Origin of the sequence: Herbaspirillum rhizosphaerae, from assembly GCF_046025915.1 — a bacterium.
In the GTDB taxonomy this organism is placed as follows: Bacteria; Pseudomonadota; Gammaproteobacteria; order Burkholderiales; family Burkholderiaceae_D; genus Herbaspirillum; species Herbaspirillum rhizosphaerae_A.
Map to the genome: position 1 here is coordinate 1 of NZ_JAQQFR010000015.1, position 18,272 is coordinate 18,272.

The 18,272-nt window shown below is 57.7% G+C and carries 21 protein-coding genes; 10 read left to right on the plus strand and 11 right to left on the minus strand.

From position 1 onward, the window contains the following. Positions 1-20: 20 nt before the first annotated feature. Positions 21-797 (minus strand): enoyl-CoA hydratase, encoded by a 777-nt coding sequence (locus PQR63_RS20070; RefSeq protein WP_050476592.1) that lies wholly within the window; start codon positions 795-797, stop codon positions 21-23. Between the two features lie 169 nt (positions 798-966). Here PQR63_RS20070 and PQR63_RS20075 point away from each other — a divergent pair, with 169 nt between their 5' ends. Further along, the gene (locus PQR63_RS20075; RefSeq protein WP_408169721.1) at positions 967-1,404 is read left to right on the plus strand and encodes a universal stress protein; all 438 of its coding nucleotides are present in this window, start codon (positions 967-969) and stop codon (positions 1,402-1,404) included. A 127-nt stretch (positions 1,405-1,531) separates the two neighbouring features. Here PQR63_RS20075 and mltA read toward each other — a convergent pair whose 3' ends face one another. Beyond that, the gene (gene mltA, locus PQR63_RS20080) at positions 1,532-2,731 is read right to left on the minus strand and encodes a murein transglycosylase A (RefSeq protein WP_408169722.1); all 1,200 of its coding nucleotides are present in this window, start codon (positions 2,729-2,731) and stop codon (positions 1,532-1,534) included. A 15-nt stretch (positions 2,732-2,746) separates the two neighbouring features. Between mltA and PQR63_RS20085 the strand changes: the two genes are divergently transcribed. After that, positions 2,747-2,890, plus strand: a complete 144-nt coding sequence (locus PQR63_RS20085; protein ID WP_408169723.1) for a hypothetical protein — start codon at positions 2,747-2,749, stop codon at positions 2,888-2,890. Between the two features lie 31 nt (positions 2,891-2,921). Here PQR63_RS20085 and apaG read toward each other — a convergent pair whose 3' ends face one another. Further along, positions 2,922-3,296 carry a Co2+/Mg2+ efflux facilitator ApaG/CorD gene (gene apaG, locus PQR63_RS20090; RefSeq protein ID WP_094566138.1) on the minus strand — a complete coding sequence of 125 codons (375 nt, stop codon included), beginning with the start codon at positions 3,294-3,296 and terminating at the stop codon, positions 2,922-2,924. Between the two features lie 147 nt (positions 3,297-3,443). Between apaG and rpe the strand changes: the two genes are divergently transcribed. From rpe to trpC, 7 genes are all read left to right on the plus strand, one after another. Then, positions 3,444-4,106: a ribulose-phosphate 3-epimerase gene (gene rpe, locus PQR63_RS20095; protein ID WP_408169724.1), complete on the plus strand. Its 663-nt coding sequence runs from the start codon at positions 3,444-3,446 to the stop codon at positions 4,104-4,106. Between the two features lie 29 nt (positions 4,107-4,135). Next, positions 4,136-4,804 carry a phosphoglycolate phosphatase gene (locus PQR63_RS20100; RefSeq protein ID WP_094562658.1) on the plus strand — a complete coding sequence of 223 codons (669 nt, stop codon included), beginning with the start codon at positions 4,136-4,138 and terminating at the stop codon, positions 4,802-4,804. Between the two features lie 295 nt (positions 4,805-5,099). Further along, positions 5,100-6,611, plus strand: a complete 1,512-nt coding sequence (gene trpE, locus PQR63_RS20105; RefSeq protein WP_408169725.1) for an anthranilate synthase component I — start codon at positions 5,100-5,102, stop codon at positions 6,609-6,611. Next, the gene (locus PQR63_RS20110; protein WP_408169726.1) at positions 6,612-7,187 is read left to right on the plus strand and encodes an aminodeoxychorismate/anthranilate synthase component II; all 576 of its coding nucleotides are present in this window, start codon (positions 6,612-6,614) and stop codon (positions 7,185-7,187) included. 37 nt (positions 7,188-7,224) lie between these two features. Then, on the plus strand, positions 7,225-8,262 hold the full coding sequence (trpD, locus tag PQR63_RS20115) for an anthranilate phosphoribosyltransferase (RefSeq protein WP_408169727.1): 1,038 nt from the start codon (positions 7,225-7,227) through the stop codon (positions 8,260-8,262). Positions 8,263-8,289: 27 nt separating this feature from the next. Then, positions 8,290-8,922 carry a LysE family translocator gene (locus PQR63_RS20120; protein WP_408169728.1) on the plus strand — a complete coding sequence of 211 codons (633 nt, stop codon included), beginning with the start codon at positions 8,290-8,292 and terminating at the stop codon, positions 8,920-8,922. A gap of 47 nt (positions 8,923-8,969) precedes the next feature. Beyond that, entirely contained in the window at positions 8,970-9,770 is an 801-nt protein-coding gene (trpC, locus tag PQR63_RS20125; RefSeq protein WP_408169729.1) for an indole-3-glycerol phosphate synthase TrpC, read from the plus strand. Positions 9,771-9,848: 78 nt separating this feature from the next. Here trpC and PQR63_RS20130 read toward each other — a convergent pair whose 3' ends face one another. After that, entirely contained in the window at positions 9,849-10,610 is a 762-nt protein-coding gene (locus PQR63_RS20130) for a 3-oxoacyl-ACP reductase family protein (protein ID WP_408169730.1), read from the minus strand. 175 nt (positions 10,611-10,785) lie between these two features. Between PQR63_RS20130 and PQR63_RS20135 the strand changes: the two genes are divergently transcribed. Next, positions 10,786-11,718: a LysR family transcriptional regulator gene (locus PQR63_RS20135; RefSeq protein ID WP_408169731.1), complete on the plus strand. Its 933-nt coding sequence runs from the start codon at positions 10,786-10,788 to the stop codon at positions 11,716-11,718. Positions 11,719-11,722: 4 nt separating this feature from the next. On the opposite strand, the gene PQR63_RS20140 is transcribed toward PQR63_RS20135, so the two are convergent. The 7 genes from PQR63_RS20140 to PQR63_RS20170 all read right to left on the minus strand — a co-directional run bounded on the left by PQR63_RS20140 (position 11,723) and on the right by PQR63_RS20170 (position 18,246). Beyond that, on the minus strand, positions 11,723-13,165 hold the full coding sequence (locus tag PQR63_RS20140; protein ID WP_408169732.1) for a DHA2 family efflux MFS transporter permease subunit: 1,443 nt from the start codon (positions 13,163-13,165) through the stop codon (positions 11,723-11,725). Between the two features lie 89 nt (positions 13,166-13,254). Continuing rightward, positions 13,255-14,826, minus strand: a complete 1,572-nt coding sequence (ubiB, locus tag PQR63_RS20145) for a ubiquinone biosynthesis regulatory protein kinase UbiB (protein WP_408169733.1) — start codon at positions 14,824-14,826, stop codon at positions 13,255-13,257. Then, positions 14,826-15,392 carry a ubiquinone biosynthesis accessory factor UbiJ gene (locus PQR63_RS20150; protein WP_408169838.1) on the minus strand — a complete coding sequence of 189 codons (567 nt, stop codon included), beginning with the start codon at positions 15,390-15,392 and terminating at the stop codon, positions 14,826-14,828. Before PQR63_RS20150 ends, ubiB begins: the two co-directional genes overlap by 1 nt. 145 nt (positions 15,393-15,537) lie before the next feature. Next, positions 15,538-16,500, minus strand: coding sequence for a Tim44 domain-containing protein (locus PQR63_RS20155; protein ID WP_408169734.1), 963 nt, complete (start codon positions 16,498-16,500; stop codon positions 15,538-15,540). 25 nt (positions 16,501-16,525) lie between these two features. Then, positions 16,526-17,260 carry a bifunctional demethylmenaquinone methyltransferase/2-methoxy-6-polyprenyl-1,4-benzoquinol methylase UbiE gene (gene ubiE, locus PQR63_RS20160; protein ID WP_408169735.1) on the minus strand — a complete coding sequence of 245 codons (735 nt, stop codon included), beginning with the start codon at positions 17,258-17,260 and terminating at the stop codon, positions 16,526-16,528. 64 nt (positions 17,261-17,324) lie between these two features. Continuing rightward, positions 17,325-17,840 (minus strand): GNAT family N-acetyltransferase, encoded by a 516-nt coding sequence (locus PQR63_RS20165; protein WP_408169736.1) that lies wholly within the window; start codon positions 17,838-17,840, stop codon positions 17,325-17,327. Continuing rightward, positions 17,818-18,246, minus strand: coding sequence for a gamma-butyrobetaine hydroxylase family protein (locus tag PQR63_RS20170; RefSeq protein ID WP_408169737.1), 429 nt, complete (start codon positions 18,244-18,246; stop codon positions 17,818-17,820). The genes PQR63_RS20165 and PQR63_RS20170 overlap by 23 nt, the downstream gene beginning before the upstream one ends. Positions 18,247-18,272 lie beyond the last annotated feature (26 nt).

Sequence of the window (18,272 nt, forward strand, 5' to 3'; positions counted from 1 at the left end):
ACCTAAATCAGAACGGCAAATTATTGGTTCTTGAAGTTCGGGGGACGCTTCTCCATGAACGCTTTCATGCCTTCGGTCTGATCTTCCGTGGCAAAGCAGCTATAGAACATCGCGCGCTCATATTTGATGCCTTCAGACAGCGTCGATTCATATGCACGATTCACCGAGTCTTTAATCATGGCGACCACCGGCTGCGACATGTCGGCAATCGTGATGGCGGCAGCCAGCGCTTCGTCCATCAGCTTGTCCGCGGCAACAACGCGCGACACCAAGCCCGCGCGCTCGGCTTCTTGCGCATCCATCATGCGACCGGTCAGGCACAAGTCCATCGCCTTGGCCTTCGAGACTGCGCGCGGCAGACGTTGTGTACCGCCAGCACCAGGCACGATGCCCAGTTTCACTTCGGGTTGACCGAACTTGGCAGTATCCGCAGCAATAATGAAGTCGCACATCATTGCCAGTTCGCAACCGCCGCCCAGGGCGTACCCGGCCACTGCGGCAATCACCGGCTTGCGTACGCGGCGAATGGTTTCCCAGTTGCGCGTGATGAACTCGCCCTTGAACACGTCCATATAGTTGTAGCCGGCCATAACGGTGATATCGGCGCCGGCGGCAAACGCTTTCTCGCTGCCGGTGATCACGATACAGCCCAGCGCTTCGTCGGCATCAAATGCCAGCAAGGCCTCACCCAACTCGGTCATCAACTGATCATTCAGGGCATTGAGCGCTTTCGGTCGGTTAAGGCGTATCACGCCGACTTTGCCTTGTGTCTCGGTCAAAATGTTCTCGTAACTCATCTTGTCTCCTCTATATAGGGGTAGCACGGAAGTGAAATATTCTTGCTCCGACGATTGTACCGCCAATGAAACTTGCGCGAGATCAAAGGAACGCCAGGAATTAGTTCGCACAGCTGATGTCAGAGCCTATACTGAGACTACCCCCTTCACCACAACAAAGGAGGATCACATGTTCAAGACCATTCTTGTACCAACGGATGGATCGGAGCGCTCGGACAAGGCCATCGCCAACGCCATCGACTACGCGCAGCACTGCAAATCCAAGATTATCGGGATTTCAGTCGCAGAACCCTATCCCTTCTCACCATTGGCCGAAAGCTCCATGGCAATCGATCCCGGCATCTATGAAGAAAACGTTCGCAATCTCGCCGAACAAAACGTGAAGAAAATCTCCGACGCCGCCCAGGCTGCCGGTGTGGACTGCGAAACGACCACGGTTCTCTCGTTCGCCCCAGACGAGGAAATCGTCAACGCCGCCAAGAAATTCAATTGCGACGTGATTTTCATGGCGTCACATGGACGCAGCGGCTTGAGCAGATTATTTCTTGGGAGCAAGACGCAAAAGGTGCTGGCACACTCTTCCATCCCCGTCTTGGTTCTGCGCTAATCAATACAAAGCCTTCGCGTAATAAAAAACCCGGCTTGCCTTACATAGGCAAGCCGGGTTTTCTTTGTCCGCTACAGCATTGTATTAAGGGAGGCTAAAAGACATCAAACCTCTTATATAGGACAACTCAGGGATTCGGCAACAAAACCCACATCATGCCGCGCTGCTTCATCGCTCCCGCCTTTTCGCCGGCTTCATTGCCAAACCCCCAGAAGTAATCCGCCCGCACTGCGCCGCGAATCGCCCCACCCGTATCCTGAGCCAGCACCAGGCGCTGCAAAGGCGCATCACTATTTGGCTGCGTAGTCGCCAAAAACACTGGCGCGCCCAGCGGAATATGCTGGCGATCAACGGCAATCGAGCGTTGGCCGGTCAGCGGCAAGCCCATCGCGCCGTTCGGGCCCTTGGATGGATCTCCGACCTTCTCTTCCTTGAAGAAGATATAGCTAGGATTCGCGTTCAGCAGCTCATTCTGACGCGACGGATTGGCAATCACCCAAGCCTTGATGCCTTGCGCCGAAGCCTGCGATAGCGTCATTTCACCTTTATCAACCAGATAACGCCCGATGGACTTGTAGGGATAACCGTTCTGATCGGCATAGGCAAGACGCACCGTCTCTTGCGAACCATCCAGAATCACACGGCCGGAACCTTGCACCTGCAGGAAGAAGGCTTCCACCGGATCATCCACCCAGACCAGCTCCTTACCGTTCAAGGCTCCCGATTGCAGCAACTCCGCGCGCGAGAAATATGGAACCACTTTGTTGCCGACCACACGGCCGCGCAGACGCATGTTTTTCAGTTCCGGATACAGACTTGCCAGATCGATCGTCAGCAAATCATCCGGTGCCTTATAGAGAGGAGTCTGATACGGCCCGCCGCGTTTGCGTGATCCGCGCAGCAAAGGCTCGTAATAACCGGTGACCAGGCCGGTATCGCTGCCGTCGGGATTGAATACCTTGTAAGGCGTAAAGCCGGACTCAAAAAACGCGCGAATGGCGCCTTCGTCATTACCATTCACCTGGCGTGCCGTCGTACACGCGTTTTTCCACTCGGGACGACGAATCAGCGTCTGGCAAGAAGTCAGAAAAGCCGGCCAGGCCTCACGCACTTCGTCGCGATCCCAGCCCGGCATGGCGGCGAACGTGCTTCGCTGCAGCGTCTGCGCCTGGGCTTCAGGCGTGGTCGGCGTTGTCGGCTTGGTGGGAGTAGTCGGCGGCGTCACCGGCGGGAGCGGGCGCGTCGTCGTGCAGGCTGCAAGACATAAAGCGACGATGACGGCTAATGCAGGTAAACTGGTACGAGTGCTCTTTTGAATAAGTGACATTGAGGAAACGTGAAAATGTGGTGGTTAATACTCGAAGCCGGCGGCGCCTTCTTTATCTTCGTATTCATCGTCTGGTGGACCATGTTTTCCGGACGCAAGCCGGATCAACAGGTTCAGACAAAAAATCCAAGCGATAAAAAAGACGATACCCAAGCTTGAACGCTTAATGTGGCACCAATAAGCTCAACGCTTAGTGCAACGTGCGTGGCAGCGACAGGATAAATTCCGGAATCTTCACGTCGAATTGCTCGCCATCTTCGGCGACGCAGAAATACTCTCCGTGCATCGAGCCCTGCGGCGTCTTCAGCGACGTCCCGCTGGTGTACTCGAACTGTTCCCCCGGTTGCAGGAACGGCTGATGCCCCACGACGCCCAATCCACGCACTTCTTCCGTGTGATTGTTCGCGTCGGTGATGATCCAGTGGCGCGAAATCAGCTGGGCGGGAACCTGTCCGGTATTGACGATAGTGATCGCGTAGGCAAACACATAATGTGAACGTGCCGGGTCGGATTGCTCTTCCAGGTACTGCGTCTTGACCGTCACCGTAAACTCATACGTCGCCATGCGGATTTCCTCGATTTTGTAAAAAGCCAAGCCCATTCCACACGAAAACAACCGCAAGTGCAAGGTTTGCAACAAAACCGAGGCACGGCGAACGGGTAAAATAGCGCATCTTTAATCGTACCATCGCCCTACCAGAGCCATATCGCCATGCCCAACTACCGTATCGCCCCCAGTATCCTGTCCGCCGATTTCGCCCGTCTGGGCGAAGAAGTCCGCAATGTCGTCGCTGCCGGCGCCGACATTATTCACTTCGACGTGATGGACAACCATTATGTTCCCAACCTGACGATCGGCCCGCTGGTTTGCGAAGCCATCCGCCCGCACGTGCAGGTGCCGATTGACGTGCATCTGATGGTCAAGCCGGTGGATCGCATCATTCCCGACTTCGCCAAAGCCGGCGCCAATATCATCACCTTCCATCCGGAAGGCTCGGAACACATCGACCGTTCGCTGCAGTTAATCCGCGACAACGGCTGTAAAGCCGGTCTGGTGTTCAATCCCGGCACACCACTGCATTTCCTCGATCACGTGATGGACAAGATCGACATCATTTTGATCATGTCGGTCAATCCAGGCTTCGGCGGTCAATCCTTCATTCCTGAAGCACTGAAGAAGATCGCCGCAGTCCGCCGCCGCATCGACGAATCCGGCCGCGACATCATGCTGGAAGTCGACGGCGGCATCAAAATCGAGAACATCGCCGCAGCCGCCAAGGCCGGTGCCGACACCTTCGTGGCCGGCTCCGCCATCTTCGGCAAGCCTGACTACAAGGCCGTCATTGACGCTATGCGCAGCGAACTGGCCAAGTAATCCGACGTAATCCACCCCAAGAAGATCCCATGCTCGACAACATCAAAGCCGCCATCATCGACCTCGACGGCACCATGCTCGACACCGCGCCGGATTTCCACGTCGCCGTGAACCGCATGCGCGCCGACCTGGGCCTGGGGCCGCTGGCGATGCAAACCATCGTCAATTTTGTCGGCAAGGGATCGGAAAACCTGATGCGCCGCGTACTGGCCGTTGATTACGACGAAGACGGCGTGGAGCAGCGCTTCGAAGAAGCCCTGGCGTCGTATCAGGAGCATTACCTCGCCATCAACGGGGATTACGCCACGCTGTATCCGAACGTCATCGAGGGCCTGCAGGCGCTCAAAGCCAAGGGCTTGCGCCTGGCCTGCGTGACCAACAAGCCGATCGCCTTCGCCCTGCCGCTGATGGATAAAAAAGGTCTGTATCCGTATTTCGATGTGATCTACGGCGGCGATTCCTTGCCGAAAAAGAAACCGGATCCCTTGCCTTTGCTGCAGGTTTGCGCAGATTTTTCCCTGCAACCGGCGCAAGTGGTCGCCATCGGCGATTCGTCCAACGACGCGCAAGCCGCACGGGCTGCGGGTTGCCGCGTGCTCAACGTGCCGTATGGCTATAACCACGGCGAACCTATACACAATGTTGATTCCGATGGTATAGTTCCAACGCTGCTAGATGCAGCGCACCAAATTTCTTAAGCATTAGCGTAGTCATTATCTAAAGACCACTGACAAATGTTTCTCGACAAAAAACTCAACGCCAACAAATCAGCCGCCCCTGAGGCCTGGCTGTGGCGACGCTGGCAATCCTGGGCTAACTAACCCACGTCAGCTGCTGGCCGCTCCTCTTCTTCCCCTGCGACCAGCAAGTTTTTTGCAACACACCCCTGTTTAAAAATACTGCTTACTGTTATTAGGCACGCGCTTGCCAGGACGCATCAAGTCGTCCGGCCACCCGCAAGCCGTCTTACAATAGCGGTCCTGGAGAGAAACAATGACCGAACTCGAATTCAAATCGCTGGCCTCGCAAGGCTATAACCGCATTCCCTTGATCGCCGAAGCTTTCGCCGACCTGGAAACGCCGCTGACCCTGTACCTCAAACTGGCGCAAACCCAGAACGCCGGCAAGAACACTTTCCTGCTGGAATCAGTCGTCGGCGGCGAACGCTTCGGCCGCTATTCCTTCATCGGTCTGCCGGCCACGACCAAGCTGCGCAGCTTCGGCAACAAGATTGAAGTCCTGAAAAACGACAAGGTCATCGAATCGCTCGAAGGCAACGCGCTCGAATTCATCGCCGAATTCCAATCGCGCTACAAAGTCGCGATCCGCCCCGGCATGCCGCGCTTCTGTGGCGGTCTGGCCGGCTACTTTGGCTACGACGCCGTGCGTTACATCGAGAAGCGCCTGGCCGACAGCGCGCCGAAAGACGACCTCGGCCTGCCCGACATCCAATTACTCGTTACCGAAGAGTTGGCGGTCATCGACAATCTCTCCGGCAAACTCTACCTCATCGTCTACACCGACCCATCGCAACCGGAAGCCTTCAGCAAAGGCCGCCAACGCCTCAAGGATCTGCGCGCCTCGCTGCGCCGCGCCGCCGATGCGCCGGTCACCAGCGGCTCGGTGCGCACCGAAACCATCCGCGAATTCCCTAAAGATGAATATCTGAAGGCCGTTGCCAAAGCCAAGGAATACGTCATGGCCGGCGATCTGATGCAAGTCCAGATCGGCCAGCGTCTGAAGAAGTCCTACGTCGATTCGCCACTGATGCTGTACCGTGCGCTGCGTTCGCTGAACCCATCGCCATACATGTACTTCTACAACTTCGGCGACATGCAGATTGTCGGCGCCTCGCCGGAAATTCTGGTGCGCAATGAAACCATCGGCCAAACCTCCGACGGTCAGGCGCAAAAGAAAATCACCATCCGGCCACTGGCAGGCACCCGTCCACGCGGCTCGACCCCGGAACGCGACGCGCAACTGGCCACCGAACTGCTAGCCGATCCGAAAGAAATTGCTGAACACGTCATGCTGATCGATCTGGCGCGCAACGACATCGGCCGCATCGCTACCACCGGCAGCGTCAAGGTCACTGACCAGATGGTCATCGAAAAATATTCCCACGTGCAGCACATCGTCTCCAATGTCGAAGGCTTGCTCAAACCCGGCCTGTCGAATCTGGATGTCCTGAAAGCCACCTTCCCCGCCGGCACGCTGTCGGGCGCGCCGAAAGTGCGCGCGATGGAAATCATCGATGAACTCGAACCAACCAAGCGCGGCATCTACGGCGGCGCCTGCGGCTATCTGTCGTTCGGCGGCGAGATGGATGTGGCGATCGCGATCCGTACCGGCGTTATCAAAGACGGCACGCTGTACGTGCAGGCTGCGGCCGGCATCGTTGCCGACTCGGTGCCGGAAATGGAATGGGAAGAAACCGAAAACAAAGCGCGGGCTGTACTGCGCGCTGCCGAACAAGTGCAAGACGGACTGGATGGAGAAATCTAAATGCTGCTGATGATCGACAACTACGATTCCTTCACTTACAACATCGTCCAGTATTTTGGAGAGCTCGGTGAAGAAGTGCTGACCATCCGCAACGATGAGATCACACTCGAGGAAATCGAAAAACTGAATCCAGAACGCATCTGCCTGTCGCCAGGCCCATGCAGCCCGAAAGAAGCCGGCATCTGCATCGACTTGCTCAAGCATTTTTCCGGCAAGCTGCCTATCCTCGGCGTCTGCCTCGGCCATCAGGCCATCGGCGAAGCCTTCGGCGGCAATGTCGTACGCGCCAAGCAAGTCATGCACGGCAAGACATCGAAGATCGCCCACACCGGTGTCGGCGTCTTCAAGGATATCCCCAGCCCTTACACCGTGATCCGCTATCACTCGCTGGCCATCGAGCGTGCCTCACTGCCCGATTGCCTCGAAGTCACCGCATGGACCGACGATGGTGAAATCATGGGCGTGCGCCACAAGGAATTCGATTTGCAGGGTGTGCAGTTCCACCCCGAGTCGATCCTGTCCGAACACGGCCACGCCTTGCTGAAAAATTTCCTGACCGGCACAGCACGCTCTTAAGCGCGGCCGATCACATCACACCATTCGAGAAAAGATTATGTCCATCACGCCACAAGAAGCCTTACTGCGCTGTATCGAGCACCGCGAAATTTTCCACGACGAAATGCTGACGCTGTTCCGCCAGATCATGAGCGGCGAAATGTCGCCGACCATGATCGCCGCGATCACCATGGGCCTGCGCGTCAAGAAAGAAAGCATCGGCGAAATCGCCGCCGCAGCGCAAGTCATGCGCGAGTTCGCCACCAAAGTACCGATGGCCGACACCAGCAACTTGCTCGACATCGTCGGTACCGGAGGTGATGGCGCACATACCTTCAATATTTCTACTGCAACCATGTTCGTCGCTGCCGCTGCCGGTGCGCGCGTCGCCAAACATGGCGGCCGTAGCGTATCGTCTTCGTCGGGTAGCGCCGACGTGCTCGAAGCACTTGGTGCCGACATCAACCTGCAACCGGAACAAGTGGCGCAATCGATCGCTCAGACCGGCATCGGCTTCATGTTCGCGCCCAACCACCATTCAGCCATGAAACACGCGGCACCGGTGCGCAAAGAACTCGGTGTGCGTACGATATTCAACATCTTGGGCCCGCTGACCAATCCGGCCGGCGCACCCAACATTCTGATGGGCGTATTCCATGCCGACCTGGTCGGCATCCAGGTGCGCGTACTTCAGCGTCTGGGCGCACAGCATGCGATCGTGGTCTGGGGCCGCGACAATCTGGATGAGGTCACATTGGGCGGCGCCACCATGATCGGCGAGCTGGTCAACGGTGAAATCCGCGAATACGAAATTCATCCGGAAGACTTCGGCATGAGCATGTTTGCCAGCCGCAATCTGCAAGTCGCCAACGCAGCCGAATCGAAAGAAAAGATTTTTGAAGCACTCAAGGGCACGCCGGGTCCAGTACACGATATCGTCGCATTGAATGCCGCCACTGCCCTGTACGCAGCCGGTGTAGCGGGCTCCATAGAGGACGGTCTGATCAAGGCACGCGCCGCCATCAGTTCCGGCGCAGCGCTGAGCAAGCTTGAGCAATTTATTAATGTCACCAAGCAACTGGGCGGCAAACACTAATCTTTCAGTAATGGAAAGGCGCGCACCATGATCCCCTTGAACGACCTGATGATTTTTGCGTTGGCCGCATTGGTGCTGGTGCTCACGCCCGGCCCCAATATGATGTATTGCGTGTCGCGCTCGATTTGCCAGGGTCGCGCGGCGGGCATGATTTCGCTCCTGGGCGTGGCGACCGGTTTCATCGTGCATATGCTGGCGGCCACGTTTGGATTGACGGCATTGTTTCTCGCAGTGCCGCTGGCTTACGACCTGATCAAGTATCTCGGCGCAGCCTATCTGTTGTGGATGGCGTGGAATGCGCTCAAACCGGGCGGTGCCTCGCCGTTTCAGACGCAGAACCTGCCGCACGACAGCAACGCGACCTTGTTCCGCATGGGGTTTCTGACCAATCTGCTCAATCCCAAGGCAGCCATGTTTTACATGTCTTTTCTGCCGCAGTTCATTCACCCTGAACACGGCCATGTCATGCTGCAAAGCCTGACACTGGGTGTGACGCAGATCACCGTCAGCTTCGTCGTCAACGGCTTGCTGATTCTGACCGCCAGCGCCATTGCCAGCTTCTTTTCGAACAATCCGGGCTGGATGCGGGCGCAGCGTTACGTCATGGGACTGACACTCGGCGCACTGGCGGTTCGACTTACCATTGATCAACGCAAGTAAGCAACGTAAATAAGCAAATTTAAACAAGCAGCAACCAAGGAATATTTATGTCTGACATCCTCAACAAGATCCTCGACGTCAAAGCTGACGAAGTGAAAGCGGCGAAGAAACATCGCGACCTCGCCAGCCTGCGTCGCGACGTTGAATCCGATGCCGAGGCGCGTGCGCAATTGCGCGGCTTCGAAGCCAGCGTACGCGGCAAGATCGCCGCGGGTCATGCCGGCATCATCGCCGAAGTCAAAAAAGCCTCGCCCTCCAAGGGCGTGATCCGTCCCGATTTCAAGCCGGCCGAAATCGCTGTCAGCTACGCCACCCACGGCGCGGCATGCTTATCGGTACTGACTGACGTGCAATTCTTTCAGGGTGCGCCTGAATATCTCAAGCAGGCGCGTGCCGCCTGTGCGCTGCCGGTGCTGCGCAAGGATTTCATGATGGATCTGTATCAGGTCTACGAAGCGCGCTCTTGGGGCGCCGATGCCATCCTGCTGATTGTCGCCGCGCTCGATCACGGCCTGATGGCTGAACTCGAAGCCTGCGCCCACGAACTCGGCATGAGCGTGCTGGTGGAAGTGCATGACGGCGCCGAGCTCGACGCGGCACTGAAACTGAAGACCGCGCTGCTGGGCATCAACAACCGCAACCTGCGCACCTTCGAAACCACGCTGGACACGACGCTGAATCTGCTGCCGCGCATTCCTTCGGAAAAGCTGGTCGTCACGGAATCGGCCATCGCCACGCCGGAAGACGTCAAGCGCATGCGTGAAGCCAAGGTCAATGCCTTCCTGGTCGGCGAAGCCTTCATGCGCGCGCCGGAACCGGGCGTCGAACTGGCGCGCTTGTTTGCCTGATCACTCGATCTCTCTCAAGCAATAAAAAAGCGGAGCACGAAGCTCCGCTTTTTTTACGTCTGCTGCTTTCAGATTGGATTAAGCAGAGAAACCGCCGTCAATCGTCAGGCTGGCGCCAGTGATATAGCCCGCTTCAGGACCAGCCAGATATGCCACGAAGCTGGCGATTTCTTCGTCCTTGCCATAACGTGGCAATGCCATCAAACCCTTCAGTGCTTCAGCGAAATCACCGTTGGCTGGGTTCATGTCGGTGTCGACCGGACCAGGCTGCACGTTGTTGACGGTGATGCCACGTGGACCAAGGTCGCGCGACAAACCCTTGGTCAGGCCGACGATGGCCGACTTGCTCATGGCGTACACAGCGCCGCCGGCAAACGGCATGCGATCTGCGTTGGTGCTGCCGATAGTGATGATGCGGCCGCCTTCACCCATGAAGCGCACGGCTTCTTGTGTTGCGACGAATACGCTGCGCACATTCACTGCCAGTGTGCGGTCCAGATCTTCCAGCTTGAACTCTTCTACCGGGCCCATGGCCAGCACGCCGGCGTTGTTGACCAGAATGTCGAGACGGCCGAAGGTTTCAGCGGCAATACGAATCGCTTGTTGCAGTGCTGGGGTGTCCGAGCTGTCAGCCTGGATCGCCAGTGCGCGGCCGCCCTTGGCTTCAACTTCGGTGACCAATGCCTGCGCCTTGTCAGGCGAGCTGACATAAGTGAAGGCAACGGTAGCGCCTTCGCGCACCAGGCGCTTGACGATGGCGGCGCCGATGCCGCGCGAACCGCCTTGCACGAAGGCAACTTTGTTGGACAGGGTCAGATTGGTGTTGGTGTTTGCAGTCATGATATTGCTCCTTGTTTGGGTAAGAGAGAATGAACAAATTGAATAAATGGCCTGCGGTTTTCTTGGGTTGGACTCGAATTCCGTTTGGCTTGGACTGAAGTATGGGGTAGCGATTATGTTTAAACTAGCTGGCAATCACTATCTTCTTTTTAAACATTATGTTTAAAATAGGCCTATGGAATCCCTGACCAGCATTGAGTGTTTTGTCGCCTCCGCCGAAGCCGGCAGCTTCTCCGCAGCCGCACGGCGACTCGGCCTGACCTCTGCGGCCGTCGGTAAAAACGTCGCGCGGCTAGAGTCCAATCTCGGCGTACGGCTGTTTCAGCGCAGCACGCGCAGCCTGCGCCTGACCGAAGCCGGGGAAAGGTTTCTGCAGGAAGTCAGCGGCGGCTTGTCCAGCATTCAGAGCGCGGTCGCCAATCTCGCCAGCGCAGGCGGTCAGCCGGCTGGCGTGTTGAAGGTCAGCATGGGGACGGGTTTCGGGCGCGAATACATCGTGCCTCTGCTGAGTGGATTTCTGGAGCGCTACCCGGCCATCTCACCGGACTGGCATTTTGACAATCGACCTGTGGATTTGATTACAGAAGGCTTTGACGCCGCCATCGGCGGTGGCATCGAACTGCCTCCCGGCATCGTCGCGCGTGAACTGGCGCCGGCACATCGGGTGCTGCTGGCTTCGCCAGCCTATCTGGCCCAACGCCCTGCCATCAATACTCCCGACGATCTGGAACAGCACGACGGCATCCTGATCCGCTCACCGCAAACCGGCCGCATCCGAGCCTGGACCTTGCGCAATCGCGATGGCGCGCAGTCGCTGATCAATCTGAAAGTGAAGATGACGATGAGTGACCCGAATGCGGCATGCGAGGCCGCGCAGATGGGGCTGGGCATCACACTGACGGCGATGCCCCATGCGGTGGTGTATATGAAGAGCGGCGCACTGGTACGCGTGCTGCCGGATTGGCATGTCGACGGCGGCATGCTGGCGCTCTACTTCGCTGCGGCGCGGCTGTTGCCGGCCAAGACGCGCGTGTTCGTCGACTATGTGGTGGAACACTTCCGCCGCGAAGAACTGGCGCGGCGGTTCTCTGCCATCGAATCAGTCTAGCGGCTTAGCGCCCCTTGGCATTGGCGCGTGCGCCACCGCCAAGGTTATTACCGGCATCTTTCGCGAGCATCCGATAGCCAAGCGCCGAGCACAGCGTCACCACACCTGCCATGGCAAACGCCCAGTGAAAATCGGTCACCGAAAAATGCGCTTCGCCGCTGGCGAGATCGGTACCGCCATTAAAGTAAGAAGCAATACGCAACGCCAGCGCGCCGAACGCAATCCCCATACCGATGGTCATCTGCTGCGCCACACTCCACAAGGTTGACGCTGCACTCTTTTGCGCTTCACTCACATCCGCATAAGCCAGGGTCGCCAGCGTAGTGAATTGCATCGAGCGCGACAAACCGTAAATGAAGATCGTCATCAATACCACCGGCACCGGGGTAGTCGCAGTGAGTAGGCCGCAAGCCAGCACGAACACGCCGGCAATGGCCGCATTGTTCAGCGCCACGCGGCGGAACCCGAAACGCTGCAGCACGCGCGTGGTGAACATTTTCATGCCCAGGTTGCCCAGCGCGCTCGCCAGCAACAACAACCCAGAGTGGAAGGCAGACAAGCCAAACCCGATCTGAAACAGCAACGGCAATAAATACGGCACCGCTTCGATACCGATGCGCGTGAATGAACCGGCGACGATGGTGACGTTGAAAGTCGGTACCTTGAGCGTCGAATAATCGAGCAAAGGATGTTCGCTGCGCATACCGTGGCGATACGAAAACACGCCCAGCACAATGCCCGCGAGGATGAACAGAATCGCGACGGTCAGGTTGGTTTCGGTATGGCTGGCCAGCTCGGTGCCATACAGCAGCGAGGTCAGCGCCGTACCGCTCAGGAAGAAGCCGACCATGTCCAGCGGACGGCGCTGTGTGCCGCGCTCATTGGGAACCAGCTTCGCCACCGCGATCAGCGCAGCAATGCCGAACGGCACATTGATCAGGAAGATCCAATGCCAGGAAAAATAGGTGGTGATGAATCCGCCGAGAGAAGGCCCCACCACCGGCGCCACAATCGCCGGCCAGGTAATGGTCGAGATCGCCTGCATCAGCTTGTCTTTGCTGGTATTGCGCACCACGATCAGACGACCGACCGGCACCATCAGCGCACCGCCCATACCTTGCAGGATACGCGCTGCCGTGAACTCGAACACGCTGCTGGATATGCCGCACAAGACCGACGCCAGCGTAAAAATTACAATCGCGGAGCCGAACACCGTGCGCGAACCAAGACGGTCCGCCACCCAACCGCTGATCGGGATGAACACCGCCAGCGTCAGCATGTAGGCAGTCATGCCCAGACTCAGTTCATTCGGTCCCACCTTGAACGCCTGCGCCATCTGCGGCAACGCCGTCGCGATGATGGTGGTATCGAGGTATTCCATGAAGAAGGTCGCGGCCACGATGAAAGGCAACCAATGTAAGCGCGATGAACTCTGTCCGGCTGTCATCCCTGTCCCGTATCTGTCTTTGTTTATTCTTCTATGAACATCCGACCGCTTTCATGCATGCAGAAATGCGATCTCCCGCATTGTCGTCGTCAGAAACGAAGGAAATGGATTAGCAATTGCACGACGATGATGCCGCCAATCAAGCCGCCGCCAAAGTACACGATCACTCCCAACAACATGTTGGTGCGGCGCTGCTCGCTCACCAGCTTCTTGAGCAACTCGGCGTTTTGCGAACTCTGATTATTTTCCGTCGCCATCGTCAGCGCCTGATGCGCCAGCCGCGGCAATTGCGGCAGCAGGCGGCTGTAGCGAGGAACCTCAATCTTCAATTGCTGCACAAAGCCGCGCCAGCCGATCTGCTCATTCATCCAGCGTTCCAGATAAGGCTTGGCGGTTTTCCAGAGATCGAGATCCGGATCGAGCTGGCGGCCAAGGCCTTCGACATTGAGCAAGGTCTTTTGCAGCAGCACCAGTTGCGGCTGCACTTCAACGTTGAAGCGACGTGAAGTCTGGAACAGGCGCAACAGCACCTGGCCGAACGAGATGTCTTTCAGCGGACGATCAAAGATCGGTTCGCAGCAGGCACGTACGGCGGCTTCAAGTTCGTCGACGCGCGTTTCTTTCGGCGCCCAGCCGGATTCGATATGCGCTTCGGCCACGCGTTTGTAATCGCGCTGGAAGAAGGCCAGAAAATTCTGCGACAGATAATCCTTGTCGAAGTCAGTCAGCGTACCGACGATGCCGAAATCCAGCGCAATGTAGCGGCCGAACGTCGCCGGCGCAGTCGACACCAGGATATTTCCCGGATGCATGTCGGCGTGGAAGAACCCGTCGCGGAACACCTGCGTAAAGAAAATCTCTACACCGTCGCGTGACAGCTTGCCCAGATCGACGCCCTCTTCCAGCAAGCGCGCCGTCTGCCCGATCGGGATACCGTGCATACGCTCCATCACAATCACGGACGAAGAACAGTAATCCCAATACATCTCCGGCACCATCAGCAAATCTGAGTTGGCGAAGTTGCGGCGCAGCTGGCTGGCGTTGGCCGCTTCGCGCATCAGATCCAGTTCGTCGTGCAGATATTTGTCGAACTCGGCAACCACCTCTTTAGCCTTGAGACGGCGGCCATCGGCCCACAGACGCTCAACCCAATCGGCGGCGATATGCATCAGACCGATGTCGTGGTCGATGGTGTTGCGCATACCCGGACGCAGCACTTTGACCGCAACTTCGGTGCCGTCCTTCAATGTGGCGAAGTGCACTTGGGCGATCGACGCGGAGGCAATCGGCGTGCGATCAAAGGTAGCGAACAAGTCATCAGGATGCGCGCCCAGCGACTTCTGAATCTGCGCAATGGCCAGCTCGGAATCGAACGGCGGCACGCGATCCTGCAGGCGTGTCAGCTCGTCGGCTATGTCCAGCGGTAGCAAGTCACGGCGCGTCGACAGCACTTGCCCGAACTTGACGAAGATCGGACCGAGGTCTTCCAGCGCGCGGCGCAAACGCTCGCCGCGTGGTGTCGAAATATCGCGCCAGAAAAAAATCGCATTCAGAAAACGGGTGATACGCGGCGTATCGAAACCGGAGATCGCAATTTCGTCGAGGCCGTAACGGATCGCGACACGAACGATCTTGAACAAACGCAGGGAACGCAGAAACATCAGCGACGCTCCAGCTTCTCTATCCGTTTGGACAGGCGTTCAAGGTCATCGCGCAGTTTGACGACGTCACCGGAAAATTCGGTCATGACGTGAGGACGTATCAGCATCGGCTGTTCTTCCAGAAAGTATTCGGCGACATTTTCAGCGAGTTGTTTTTGCGTGGTTTGCACGGCGGAGAACGCCGACTTGGCACCGGACACGATGCGCGTGGCGGCGATGTCGCCGACCACCTTGCTGAGATCTTCTTCGACGTCCCAACGCAGCGACTGGCTTAACTGGGAAATGGCGTTGGCAAAATCGGCGTCGCCTTCGATCTTCACATAAGAAACAGCGCGTTCGCGGTTCGCCAGAATCAGCGGCACGTCGGACAATTTCACATGGATCGTTACGGCCGGTACGGCGTTTTCATCGGCATGCTTGAGAAAACCATCACCGGTCACTGTCAGCATCAGTTGCGCCAGACCGGCGTCGATGCACGCAGTCTTGTCGCGATGCGCGACCAGCCGGGCTTGCGCCCACGGTTCCTGAGCAAGCAAATGGTTGATGACGGCAGCGACGGGGCGCATGAAATTAGAGAGCATGGGAATGTGCGGCATCAAAAAAGAAAACCGCCCGAGAGGAGTCGGGCGGTTTCAAGTTTAACAGTTCTTGGCGCTGCCAAGTGACTACGGGCTCCGAGCAGGGTGTGCGGGCAGCCCATGAGCCTATCCGCTACACCTGCTGAATTCCTGCCAGCACCCAGCCGCCACTGCCGTTGACCGGCTTGGACAGATTCCAGATTTCGGCAAATGGCTCAGCCGAGACATCGGGTGCTTCCTTGATCAGACCGGTGAACTTGATGGTCGCCAGGTAATCGTGTTCCAGCGTTTCGATGCCGAGCAGCTCGCCGTCGATCTGCACGACGTCGGTGTTGTTCGCTGCCGCGCCGCGTTCTTGCAGTTGCAGGCGCAGTTCGCCGAACATTTCCGGCGTGGTGAATTCGCGGATGTCGTTGATGTCAGCCTTATCCCATGCCGCTTGCAGACGGATAAAGTAGCTTTTTCCGTTGCGGACGAAACCGGCAACGTCGAAGTCAGCCGGGATTCCCCATGGAATGATCGGTGCATTGGCCGCAGCAGCGGCAGTCGAGCCAAACTCATTCGCTTGCAATGCTGCAGGTGCCTGCACGCCGGTTGGCTCGATGCGCGAGCCGATTTCCGGCGTATAGACGGTCGGTTCAGCGGCACTGGCGTACGCCGGCTGCGGATTGAAGCCGTTACCATTGCTGGCTGTACTACCGCTCTTGCGGCTGAACATGCGGAACAGGAACATTGCCACGAATGCCAGCAAAGCCACCATCAAAATAGTGCTGATCATGCCCGCCATCGCGCCGCCCATGCCGAAATGCGATAGCAACGCGCCCAGGCCAAGGCCCAGCAAGGCGCCGCCGAGGATACCCTTCCATGGGCTTGCCGGTTTAGGCGGCACCGTCTGCGGAGCCGCGGCAGGTGCTGCCGGCTTGGCAGGAGCGACATTGGACGGCGATTGCGCAGGGCGTGTCGGCACCTGGCGCGAATAGTTCGAGGACTGCTTGCCGAAAGAGCCGCCGCCGCCGAGGCGTTTGGCTTCGGCGCCGGACATCGCGACCGTCATGGTCGTCAGGGCCAGCATCAGGATTACGAATAACTTTTTCACACAAGCTCCTACAAATTTGTTCAGGCTAGAGTTTGATGCCGGTATGCAATGCCGCCACGCCGGCTGTCAGGTTGTAGTACTGCACGCGCTCCAGACCGACGTCTTCCATCATCTTTTTCAGAGTTTCCTGATCGGGATGCATGCGAATCGATTCAGCCAGGTAACGATAGCTTTCAGCGTCATTGGCAACTTTTTTACCCAACCATGGCAGCACCGAGAAGGAATACACGTCGTAAGGCTTCTTCAGCGGCTCCCAGATTTTGGAGAATTCCAGTACCAGCAACTTGCCGCCCGGCTTGAGCACCCGGCGCATTTCCGCCAGCGCCGCATCCTTGTGCGTCATGTTGCGCAGGCCAAAGGCTACCGAAACGCGGTCGAAATAGTTGTCCGGAAATGGCAGTTTCTCCGCGTCGCACAGCAAGGTGGGGGTCGGAATGCCCTTATTCAATAGGCGATCACGGCCTACGCGCAGCATCGATTCGTTGATGTCGGTCAGCCAGACTTCGCCGGTCGGCCCCGCCTGTTTGGCGAACGCCTTGGACAGGTCGCCCGTGCCGCCAGCGATGTCGAGCACCTTGAAGCCCGGGCGGATACCCGCCTGAGCGATGGTGAAGGCCTTCCACACACGATGCAGGCCGGCCGACATGAAGTCGTTCATGACGTCGTACTTGGCGGCGACGGAGTGGAAGACTTCGGCGACTTTATGTACTTTTTCTTCTTCTGCGACGGTTTCGTAACCGAAGTGAGTGGTGTTGGTCATGAGGCAAGCTGTTAAGAGTAATACGACATTATATAAGGTCAGTGTGACACGATGCCGTCCGGCATCAGTCATGCAAACGCGCCATCGCGAGTGCATCGACGTACTCGCCGGCACGGAAGGCAAACGCCTTGTGCTCGCCTTCCGTTGCAAAACCAAACTTGCGGTACAGCGCGATGGCCGGGGCATTGTCGCTAAAGACCGTCAGTTCCAGGCGACGGATATCGAGCCAGTTGTCGGCAGCATCAACCAATTCTTTCAGCAACGCTGAGCCGACACCCTTGCCGCAGTGTGCGTCGTGCACGCCCATCCCGATCGACGCCGCATGGCTGCGCCGTCCCGCGTAACGGGTAAGACTGCCCTGAGCGATGACCGTTCCCGCTTCCACCGCGACCAGATGCAAACCGCCGATGGACGGTGCTTCCAGCCATGTGCGTACGGTCTCGAAAGTCTGATGCGGCAAACGCAAGGTGCCGTGGCGAAAACCGGGCTGATTGATCAGTTTGGTCAGGCCATCGACATCGCCGGGGTGCGCGGCACGGACGATGAAACCGGCTGGTTCAGTGATTGTGTCCACAGGCATGGCCGTTTCCCTTGTCGCTTGATACGACAGCGCCCGGATCCCTGCCGCTGTCGCGGGTGAAGCCGGCGGTTTCCAGTTTTTGCAGATAGGTTTCCCACATTGCATCCTGGTCGCGGCCGAGCTGATAGAGGTATTCCCAGGTAAAAATGCCGCTGGAATGCTCGTCGGAGAAAATCGGTTTGATGCCGTAGTTACCGACCGGCTCGACGCCGACGATGCCGACATCGCGCTTGCCGGTTTGCAGCGTTTCCTGGCCGGGGCCGTGGCCGCGCACTTCGGCGGAAGGCGAATACACGCGCAGCAGTTCGAAAGGAATCGAAACCATCGCGCCATCGTCGAAGGCGACTTCCATGACGCGCGATTGCGTGCGGACTTTGAAGGATACGGGCGTAGGACCAGAACTCATTGCTTGCGCTTTCTATTCTGTAAAAC

Excerpts from the sequence above, each read along its gene's own strand:
- PQR63_RS20150 (WP_408169838.1), bottom strand. The coding sequence starts at position 15,392 with ATGCGCCCCGTCGCTGCCGTCATCAACCATTTGCTTGCTCAGGAACCG.
- PQR63_RS20165 (WP_408169736.1), bottom strand. The coding sequence starts at position 17,840 with ATGCCTGTGGACACAATCACTGAACCAGCCGGTTTCATCGTCCGTGCC.
- rpe (WP_408169724.1), top strand. The coding sequence starts at position 3,444 with ATGCCCAACTACCGTATCGCCCCCAGTATCCTGTCCGCCGATTTCGCC.
- PQR63_RS20135 (WP_408169731.1), top strand. The coding sequence starts at position 10,786 with ATGGAATCCCTGACCAGCATTGAGTGTTTTGTCGCCTCCGCCGAAGCC.
- trpE (WP_408169725.1), top strand. The coding sequence starts at position 5,100 with ATGACCGAACTCGAATTCAAATCGCTGGCCTCGCAAGGCTATAACCGC.
- PQR63_RS20110 (WP_408169726.1), top strand. The coding sequence starts at position 6,612 with ATGCTGCTGATGATCGACAACTACGATTCCTTCACTTACAACATCGTC.
- trpC (WP_408169729.1), top strand. The coding sequence starts at position 8,970 with ATGTCTGACATCCTCAACAAGATCCTCGACGTCAAAGCTGACGAAGTG.
- PQR63_RS20085 (WP_408169723.1), top strand. The coding sequence starts at position 2,747 with ATGTGGTGGTTAATACTCGAAGCCGGCGGCGCCTTCTTTATCTTCGTA.
- PQR63_RS20140 (WP_408169732.1), bottom strand. The coding sequence starts at position 13,165 with ATGACAGCCGGACAGAGTTCATCGCGCTTACATTGGTTGCCTTTCATC.
- PQR63_RS20075 (WP_408169721.1), top strand. The coding sequence starts at position 967 with ATGTTCAAGACCATTCTTGTACCAACGGATGGATCGGAGCGCTCGGAC.
- PQR63_RS20170 (WP_408169737.1), bottom strand. The coding sequence starts at position 18,246 with ATGAGTTCTGGTCCTACGCCCGTATCCTTCAAAGTCCGCACGCAATCG.
- PQR63_RS20070 (WP_050476592.1), bottom strand. The coding sequence starts at position 797 with ATGAGTTACGAGAACATTTTGACCGAGACACAAGGCAAAGTCGGCGTG.
- PQR63_RS20130 (WP_408169730.1), bottom strand. The coding sequence starts at position 10,610 with ATGACTGCAAACACCAACACCAATCTGACCCTGTCCAACAAAGTTGCC.
- apaG (WP_094566138.1), bottom strand. The coding sequence starts at position 3,296 with ATGGCGACGTATGAGTTTACGGTGACGGTCAAGACGCAGTACCTGGAA.
- trpD (WP_408169727.1), top strand. The coding sequence starts at position 7,225 with ATGTCCATCACGCCACAAGAAGCCTTACTGCGCTGTATCGAGCACCGC.
- PQR63_RS20120 (WP_408169728.1), top strand. The coding sequence starts at position 8,290 with ATGATCCCCTTGAACGACCTGATGATTTTTGCGTTGGCCGCATTGGTG.
- ubiE (WP_408169735.1), bottom strand. The coding sequence starts at position 17,260 with ATGACCAACACCACTCACTTCGGTTACGAAACCGTCGCAGAAGAAGAA.
- mltA (WP_408169722.1), bottom strand. The coding sequence starts at position 2,731 with ATGTCACTTATTCAAAAGAGCACTCGTACCAGTTTACCTGCATTAGCC.
- PQR63_RS20100 (WP_094562658.1), top strand. The coding sequence starts at position 4,136 with ATGCTCGACAACATCAAAGCCGCCATCATCGACCTCGACGGCACCATG.
- ubiB (WP_408169733.1), bottom strand. The coding sequence starts at position 14,826 with ATGTTTCTGCGTTCCCTGCGTTTGTTCAAGATCGTTCGTGTCGCGATC.